This is a genomic window from Flagellimonas olearia (assembly GCF_004150225.1).
Lineage (GTDB): Bacteria > Bacteroidota > Bacteroidia > Flavobacteriales > Flavobacteriaceae > Flagellimonas > Flagellimonas olearia.
Genome location: NZ_ML142915.1, coordinates 82,082 through 91,375, shown reverse-complemented (window position 1 = coordinate 91,375; position 9,294 = coordinate 82,082). Strand labels below are relative to the sequence as shown.

Below are 9,294 nucleotides of genomic sequence, written 5' to 3'. Positions count from 1 at the left end.
TGGTATAGGTGATGGTATAAATTCCCTCGGCCGTACCAGGGTTCACGCTCACGCTGCCATCAGTGTTGATGGTAAGCTCATCCGTTGGGGTCGAGGTCAAAGTAACCTCTGACAAGGTAACCGACTCTCCGTTCAAGGTATCGTTGGACAATACATCACTGTCCGCGATGTCCCCGTTTCCGGTATAAGAATCATCTACGGCATCAATGGTGTTGGCACCCACTTCAATGGTAACCGTAGCCGAAGCACAGACATTTGGGTCCGGCAATACATTACATACTTGATACACCACTGTAACCGTAGAATTGGATTCCAACTCTGTAGGGGCATAGGTCATAATCCCAGTGTCGGCGTCAAAAGAAACAACCCCGGCAGCAGTTCCTCCAATTCTTGACAAATTGGTAACACCTAAATTGTTGTCATCATTGTTAGGGAGATAATCATCGTTCTCCAAAATATTTATGGCCACCTCCGTCAACGCAGGGGTTGATCCAGAATCATCAACGGCCGTAGCTTCCAAAGGATTGGGATCCTTATCGTTCGGGTTTCCATCCCCATCGCAATCCAGTTCTTTCCATTCTGCAGATGGCTCCAAGGTGATGCTTTCTGGATTATAATCACAAGGGTCCAATGGGTCTGTACCATCTTCTTTCTCATCCTCGTTGGTCACGCCATCTCCATCACAATCAGAAGCATTCCATGTAGAGCTTGGGTCCACGGTCTGGCTATCCAATACAAAATCACATGCATCGTTAGGGTCCGTTCCGTCTTCCTCTTCATCTTCGTTCGTCACTCCATCACCGTCACAGTCAGCGGTCAAATAATCCCCACTTTGTGGCAAGGTGATATGATCAGGGTTATAATCACAAGGGTCCAAGGGGTCGGTACCATCTTCTTTCTCATCCTCGTTGGTCACGCCATCACCATCGCAATCAGAAGCATTCCATGTAGAGCTTGGATCCACGGTCTGGCTATCCAACACAAAATCACAGGCATCGTTCGGGTCCGTTCCGTCTTCCTCTTCATCTTCATTGGTCACTCCATCACCGTCACAGTCAGCGGTCAAATAATCCCCACTTTGTGGCAAGGTGACATGGTCTGGGTTATAATCACATGGATCCAAGGGGTTGGTGCCATCTTCTTTCTCATCTCCATTAGTCACGCCATCGCCATCACAGTCCATGTTCTTCCATTCTTCCGACGGAGTACAATTTTGATGTTCCGGAATAAAATCACAAGGATCAAAGGGATTTGTACCATCCTCTTTCTCTTTTTCATTGGTCACTCCATCCCCGTCACAGTCCATGTTCTTCCATTCATTGGAAGGAGAACAGTTTTGGTGCTCCAATATAAGATCACAGGGATCAAAGGGATCTGTACCATCCTCTTTCTCTTTTTCATTGGTCACCCCATCCCCATCACAGTCCATGTTCTTCCATTCATTGGAAGGAGAGCAGTTTTGATGCTCCAATATAAGATCACAGGGGTCAAAGGGATCCGTACCATCTTCTTTCTCTTTTTCATTGGTCACCCCATCACCGTCACAATCCATATTTTTCCATTCATTGGAAGCGGAGCAGTTTTGGTGCTCCAATATAAGGTCGCAGGGATCTAATGGGTCGGTGCCGTCTTCCTTTTCTTTTTGGTTGGTCACGCCATCTCCATCACAATCTGAATTCTTCCATGCCGTTGAGGGTGTACAATCTTGATGTTCCAAAACAAAATCACAGGGGTCATTGGGGTCCGTACCATCCTGTTCTTCCTGTTTACAAGTTACTCCATCCCCATCGCAATCCGGGTCCACGGATATTTCATAAAACGGATTTAACCATTCCAGTCCATTCCAAGATGAGGGTAGGGCTATATGGGTATTGGAAATCGTGTCCGTATTTCCAGAGGCAGATATGTGGTTAGGGGTCATCCCAAAGGAGGAAACTAGCCCAACAACCAAGAAAAAAACTGTGGCCGTAAAATAGCGAACTATAGTATTCCAAAGTTTTAAAAACGTAATGTTCTCCATAAATGATAAGTTTTGGTCAACTGATCACCATGGCTCGTAGTTCTCGTAAGTGTAAGAAAATTGGGGCTTTCTTATTTTACTATTTGGTTTCGGTCTTTCCGACACGCACAAACACAATTTGGTCACATAAATAATGCATTTCACGCTCACCGCCTATTTTTCTCGACAAAAGGCTTATTCCTCATCATTATTTACCACTTGCACTGCAACTGCCCGTTTCCATATAAATTCATACTGAAACCTTAGCAAAACCAAAGCGGGGCGAAAATTACTTTACTTTTTTCTATCGAGGCATGTCCAGCACCTCCTTTTTTTCCCAAAATATCAACAATGCCTATCTCCCTTAAAATGCATGCCATAAGCTATAATTACCCTATTTTTGCGCAAAATTTTGTTGATGGACTTTGAAAAGGAAATAGCACGCCGTAGAACATTTGGTATTATCTCCCACCCCGATGCGGGTAAAACCACCTTGACTGAAAAATTGCTTCTGTTCGGTGGTGCCATTCAAGAGGCTGGAGCGGTTAAAAGCAATAAAATCAAAAAATCCGCCACCAGTGACTTTATGGAAATTGAGCGTCAAAGAGGTATTTCCGTAGCTACTTCGGTTTTGGCCTTTTTATACAATGGAAAGAAAATCAACATTTTGGACACTCCCGGACATAAGGATTTTGCGGAGGATACTTTTAGAACTTTGACCGCTGTTGATAGCGTGATCGTGGTCATAGATGTTGCCAAGGGGGTCGAGGAACAGACCGAAAAATTAGTTGAGGTCTGCCGTATGCGCAACATTCCCATGATCGTGTTCATCAACAAATTGGATCGTGAGGGAAAAGATGCTTTTGACCTACTGGATGAAGTTGAACAAAAGTTGGGATTGTCCGTTACCCCCTTGAGTTTTCCAATTGGGATGGGCTATGATTTTAAGGGCATCTACAATATTTATGAGAAAAACATCAATCTTTTTAGCGGAAACAGCAAAAAGAACATTGAAGAAACCATTGCTTTTGATGACCTTGACAGCCCTGAACTGGAAAAAATCATAGGGACCGATTCTGCCGAGAATCTTCGTGACAATTTGGAGCTTGTTCATGGTGTATATCCGGATTTTGACAAGGAGGCCTACCTAAAAGGAGAGCTTCAGCCCGTCTTTTTCGGTTCTGCCCTGAATAACTTTGGAGTTCGGGAACTTTTGGACTGTTTTGTGGATATTGCCCCACCACCAAGGGCCAAAATGGCGGAAGAACGCCTAGTAAAAGCCAATGAAAAGGATTTTTCTGGATTTGTGTTTAAAATTCATGCCAATATGGACCCCAAACACCGAGACCGATTGGCATTTATTAAAGTGGTATCGGGAACATTTGAACGCAACACGCCCTATTTGCATGTGCGTCACGATAAAAAATTGAAATTTTCCAGCCCCAATGCCTTTTTTGCCGAGAAAAAAGAGATTGTTGATATTTCCTATCCCGGGGATATTGTTGGTCTTCACGATACCGGGAATTTTAAGATCGGGGACACCTTGACCAGTGGAGAAAAGCTACATTATAAGGGCATCCCCAGTTTTTCCCCAGAACATTTCAGGTACATCAACAATGCAGACCCTATGAAGGCCAAGCAGCTGTACAAGGGCATTGACCAGCTTATGGACGAAGGAGTGGCCCAGTTGTTCACCTTGGAAATGAATGGCAGAAAGATTATTGGAACAGTAGGTGCACTTCAATATGAGGTTATCCAATACCGATTGGAGCATGAGTACGGTGCGAAATGTACCTATGAAAATTTCCCCGTGCATAAAGCCTGTTGGGTAGAGCCCGAGGACAAAAACAATACAGAGTTTGAAGAATTCAAAAGGGTAAAACAAAAGTTCTTGGCCACGGATAAACGCGGTCAATTGGTCTTCTTGGCCGACTCCCCTTTTTCACTCCAAATGACCCAACAAAAATATCCTACGGTGAAACTACACTTCACCTCGGAATTTGAATAAGACCAAGTGTCCAACCACTGAACTGGCAACCTTGGTGAAAAATCAACACCTAAACTCATAATGTGTTAATTTTTAGTACATTGCATAACGCAATCCAATAAAAAAACCATTATGACAACTACAGTAAAACCACCTATCTGGTTCTGGGTAGTGAGCGGTATCGCCCTTTTATGGAATCTATCGGGTGTCTTCAACTACTTGAACCAAGCTTTTAACCAACAAGCCATTTTAGAAAGTATCAACCAAGCCCAACGCGAGGTTTTTGAAGGTATCCCTGCCTGGGCCACAGCAGCCTTTGCCCTCGCCGTTTTTTCCGGAACCATTGGATCTATTGGACTTTTGCTCCGAAAGAAATGGGCAAAGCCTCTTTTCATTATTTCCTTGGTTACGGCAGTGGCACAGTTTATTCATTGGCTTTTTGTCTCGAACGCCGTGGAGGCCTTTGGACCTTCCACCTACACCATGCCCATCATCGTGGTAATCATTGGCACCTATCTCATCTTCTTTTCCAAAATTGGAATCCAAAAAGGATGGTTGAGATAGTATAGCCCATAAAAAAAGCCCTGATTTTTAGATCAGGGCTTTTTTTAAGCTTCTCCCGTGGGTCCAAAATTCAAAGGAATTGGGGGTTGCTCATAGTCTTTTATAGGGCCATGTGCCTGTTCAAAACGGGCTACATTGTCGTTCAACGCCTTCAAGAACTTTTTGGCGTGTTGGGGCGTCAACACTATTCTGCTCTTCACCTTTGCCTTGGGTGCTCCCGGCATCATACTAATAAAATCCACCACGAACTCTGATACAGAGTGATTGATTATGGCCAAGTTGGAATAAATACCTTCAGCGGTTTTCTCATCCAACTCTATATTGATCTGTTTTTGCTTCTGTTCTTTTTCAGCCATGCGATTATCTTTCAAAAATGGAAAAAGAAAACCCTGACGCTAGGGTCAGGGTTTGTTTGTATTTAGAATTTAAATTCCTCTTTTCGGGCCATGATTTCATCATATTCCTCCTTGGAGCCTACGATAATACTATCGTAATCCCTCATACCGGTACCGGCCGGAATCTTATGACCTACAATCACATTTTCCTTCAATCCTTCCAAAGAATCCACTTTACCACTTACAGCGGCTTCGTTCAACACTTTGGTAGTCTCCTGGAACGATGCGGCAGAGATAAAGGACTTGGTCTGCAACGACGCTCTTGTAATTCCTTGAAGAATTGGCGTAGCTGTGGCTGCAACGGCATCTCTTGCCGTAACCAAGGTCTTGTCCTCTCTTCTTAGAATAGAGTTCTCATCCCTTAGCTGACGTGCCGTTACGATTTGACCGGGTTTCAATCTTTCGGAATCCCCGGCATCCTCGACCACTTTCTTACCAAAGATTTCATCATTTTCGTTGATGAAGTCATCTTTGTGTACCAATTGGTTCTCCAAGAACGTAGTATCCCCGGAATCCTGGATCTGTACCTTACGCATCATTTGTCGTACCACAACCTCAAAGTGCTTATCGTTGATTTTTACACCTTGTAAGCGATATACTTCCTGAACTTCGTTCACCAAGTATTGCTGAACGGCTGATGGTCCTTTGATGGCCAAGATATCCTCTGGGGTAATAGACCCATCGGACAATGGCATACCTGCACGTACATAGTCATTTTCCTGAACCAAGATCTGGTTGGAAAGTTTAACCAAATACTTCTTAATCTCACCTGTTTTGGATTCGATAATGATCTCGCGGTTACCTCTCTTGATCTTACCAAAAGAAACCACACCATCAATCTCAGATACAACGGCAGGGTTGGATGGGTTACGTGCTTCGAACAACTCGGTTACCCTTGGAAGACCTCCTGTGATATCCCCTGCCTTGGCAGATTTACGTGGGATTTTCACCAAGATCTTACCTTCCTTGATCTTCTCACCATCATCCACCATAATATGGGAACCAACCGGTAGGTTGTACGAACGAAGGGTTTCTCCTTTTCCATCCTTGATCAACAAGGTAGGAATCAATTTCTTGTTCCTTGATTCAGAGATTACCTTTTCTTGGAAACCGGTCTGTTCGTCAATTTCCACTTGGTAAGTAACCCCTTGTTCAATATTCTCATAGGCAATCTGCCCGGTGAATTCAGATACAATTACACCGTTGTATGGATCCCACTGGCAAATCAATTCTCCTTTACTGATCTTGCCCCCGTTCTTCACGAACAATTGGGAACCGTAAGGAATGTTATTGGTACTCAAGGTAATTCCCGTCTTGGCATCAATGATCTTGATCTCCGATGTTCTGGAAATTACAATATTGGTTTTGTTTCCTTCGGCATTTTCACCTTCAACAACCCTCAAGTCTTCAATTTCCGCTACACCATCAAACTTGGCTTCCAACTTGTTATCCTCGGAAATGTTTCCTGCAATACCACCCACGTGGAAGGTACGTAGCGTCAACTGTGTACCTGGTTCCCCAATGGATTGAGCGGCAACAACACCAACAGCTTCACCACGCTGAACCATTTTATTGGTCGCTAGGTTTCTTCCGTAACATTTGGCACAGATTCCTTGAGGAGCCTCACAGGTCAATGGTGACCTTACTTCGACTTTTTCAATCGGAGCAGCTTCCACCCTCTTCACATCGGCCTCGGTGATATCTTGGCCTGCTTTAAGAACCAATTCCTCTGTCAATGGATTGTATACATCGTGAAGAGATACCCTACCTAAGATTCGCTCTCCAAGGGTTTCCACGATTTCCTCATTCTTCTTCAATGCTTCCACTTCAATTCCACGAAGTGTACCACAATCTTCTATATTGATGATCACATCTTGTGAAACATCCACCAAACGACGGGTCAAGTATCCCGCATCCGCAGTTTTCAAAGCGGTATCCGCAAGACCTTTACGCGCACCGTGGGTAGAGATAAAGTATTCCAAAATGGATAGACCTTCCTTAAAGTTGGAAAGAATCGGGTTTTCGATAATCTCTCCACCACCAGCAGTAGATTTTTTAGGCTTGGCCATCAATCCACGCATACCGGTCAACTGACGAATCTGCTCTTTGGAACCCCTCGCACCGGAATCCAACATCATATACACCGAGTTGAATCCTTGCTTGTCTTCACGAATTCGCTTCATGGCCAATTCGGTCAACATGGCGTTGGTGGAAGTCCAAACATCAATAACCTGGTTATATCGCTCATTGTTGGTGATAAGACCCATGTTATAGTTCATCATAATACCATCAACCTGCTCGTTGGCTTCGTTGATCATGTCTTGCTTTTCGGCAGGGATGATGATATCTCCCAAACTGAAGGACAAACCTCCCTTGAAAGCGAAATCATATCCCATGGACTTGATCTTATCCAAGAATTCGGCCGTTGTAGGTACATCGGTCACGGCAAGAATATCCCCAATAATGTTCCTTAGGGCCTTCTTGTTCAATACTTGGTTGATGAATCCTGCTTGTTCTGGCACTTCTGAGTTGAACAATACACGACCTACAGTGGTTTTAATGATTTGGTTGACCAATTCTCCCGCTTCATTAAAATCTTTGGTCCTTACCTTAATGCCAGCGTTCAACGCTACTTTCTTCTCATTAAAGGCAATTTCCACTTCTTCAGCGGAATAGAAGGTCAATCCTTCACCCAAAACAGGTTCCTCCGGAGTGGACTTCTTTTCTTTGGTCATATAGTACAATCCCAAAACCATATCCTGTGATGGTACCGTGATTGGCGAACCATTCGCAGGGTTCAAGATATTTTGGGAAGCCAACATCAACAATTGGGCCTCCAAAATGGCCTCTGGCCCCAATGGCAAGTGAACCGCCATCTGATCCCCATCGAAATCCGCGTTGAATGCGGTACACGCCAAGGGGTGCAAACGAATCGCCTTACCTTCAATAAGTTTTGGCTGGAACGCTTGGATACCCAATCGGTGCAATGTGGGGGCCCGGTTCAATAGGACTGGATGTCCTTTAAGGACATTTTCCAGAATATCCCAAACCACAGGCTCTTTCTTGTCTATGATCTTCTTGGCAGACTTTACCGTCTTTACAATACCTCTTTCTATCAACTTACGGATAACGAAAGGCTTGTACAGCTCGGCTGCCATATCTTTTGGTAGACCACATTCGTACAATTTCAATTCCGGTCCAACAACAATTACGGAACGAGCGGAGTAATCCACACGTTTACCCAAAAGGTTTTGACGGAAACGACCTTGCTTACCTTTCAACGAATCTGAAAGGGATTTCAATGGTCTGTTTGATTCTGTTTTTACCGCAGAGGCTTTTCTTGTGTTGTCGAAAAGGGAATCCACCGCTTCTTGAAGCATACGTTTCTCGTTTCGCAAGATTACCTCGGGGGCTTTGATCTCCATCAATCGCTTTAGACGGTTGTTACGGATGATCACCCTACGGTATAGATCGTTCAAATCCGAAGTGGCAAAACGACCACCATCCAATGGCACCAATGGGCGCAATTCTGGTGGAATCACGGGAATGACCTTCATAATCATCCACTCAGGGTTATTTTCCCTGTTGTCCTGTGATTCACGCAAGGCCTCAACTACTTGAAGACGTTTCAAGGCCTCGGTCTTACGTTGTTTTGATGTTTCGGTGTTTGCCTTGTGACGAAGTTCGTAGGACAATTGCTCCAAATCGATTCTGGACAATAGGTCGATCAAACATTCGGCACCCATTTTGGCGATGAACTTATTGGGGTCCGTATCTTCCAAGTACTGGTTCTCAGTAGGAATGGACTCCAAGATGTTCAAATATTCCTCTTCGGTCAAGAAATCCATTTTGTGGATTTCCTCTCCTTCCGGACCTTTTGCCACCCCAGGCTGGATAACCACATACCTTTCGTAGTATATGATCATGTCCAACTTTTTGGAAGGCAATCCCAAAAGGTATCCGATTTTATTTGGCAATGAACGGAAGTACCAGATGTGTGCTACGGGAACCACTAGGTTGATGTGTCCTACACGGTCCCTACGTACTTTTTTCTCGGTTACTTCAACACCACAACGATCACAAACGATTCCACGGTAACGGATACGCTTATACTTTCCACAGGCACACTCATAATCCTTTACAGGACCAAAGATACGCTCGCAGAACAATCCATCACGCTCGGGCTTGTGCGTTCTATAGTTAATGGTTTCAGGCTTCAATACCTCGCCACGGGACTCGGCCAAAATGGACTCTGGAGAGGCCAATCCTATGGAAATCTTATTGAACCTTTTTGGTGCGTTATTGTCTTTTATTCTAGCCATAACAATATGGTGATGATATAATTAATG

General features: G+C 44.3%; 4 protein-coding genes and 1 pseudogene. 2 read left to right on the top strand and 3 right to left on the bottom strand.

Annotated features, from left to right (window positions below):
* Positions 1-2,020: pseudogene (locus DN53_RS17075) on the bottom strand (hypothetical protein); the annotation flags it as partial.
* A gap of 397 nt (positions 2,021-2,417) precedes the next feature.
* Here DN53_RS17075 and DN53_RS17070 point away from each other — a divergent pair.
* Positions 2,418-4,007 carry a peptide chain release factor 3 gene (locus DN53_RS17070; protein ID WP_129656130.1) on the top strand — a complete coding sequence of 530 codons (1,590 nt, stop codon included), beginning with the start codon at positions 2,418-2,420 and terminating at the stop codon, positions 4,005-4,007.
* Between the two features lie 111 nt (positions 4,008-4,118).
* Positions 4,119-4,550, top strand: a complete 432-nt coding sequence (locus DN53_RS17065; protein ID WP_129656129.1) for a hypothetical protein — start codon at positions 4,119-4,121, stop codon at positions 4,548-4,550.
* 44 nt (positions 4,551-4,594) lie between these two features.
* Here the strand turns inward: DN53_RS17065 and DN53_RS17060 are convergent, their stop codons facing one another.
* The gene (locus DN53_RS17060; RefSeq protein ID WP_129656128.1) at positions 4,595-4,906 is read right to left on the bottom strand and encodes a DUF3467 domain-containing protein; all 312 of its coding nucleotides are present in this window, start codon (positions 4,904-4,906) and stop codon (positions 4,595-4,597) included.
* Positions 4,907-4,968: 62 nt separating this feature from the next.
* On the bottom strand, positions 4,969-9,267 hold the full coding sequence (gene rpoC / locus DN53_RS17055; protein ID WP_129656127.1) for a DNA-directed RNA polymerase subunit beta': 4,299 nt from the start codon (positions 9,265-9,267) through the stop codon (positions 4,969-4,971).
* Positions 9,268-9,294: the final 27 nt, after the last annotated feature.

Excerpts from the sequence above, each read along its gene's own strand:
- DN53_RS17070 (WP_129656130.1), top strand. The coding sequence starts at position 2,418 with ATGGACTTTGAAAAGGAAATAGCACGCCGTAGAACATTTGGTATTATC.
- DN53_RS17065 (WP_129656129.1), top strand. The coding sequence starts at position 4,119 with ATGACAACTACAGTAAAACCACCTATCTGGTTCTGGGTAGTGAGCGGT.
- DN53_RS17060 (WP_129656128.1), bottom strand. The coding sequence starts at position 4,906 with ATGGCTGAAAAAGAACAGAAGCAAAAACAGATCAATATAGAGTTGGAT.
- rpoC (WP_129656127.1), bottom strand. The coding sequence starts at position 9,267 with ATGGCTAGAATAAAAGACAATAACGCACCAAAAAGGTTCAATAAGATT.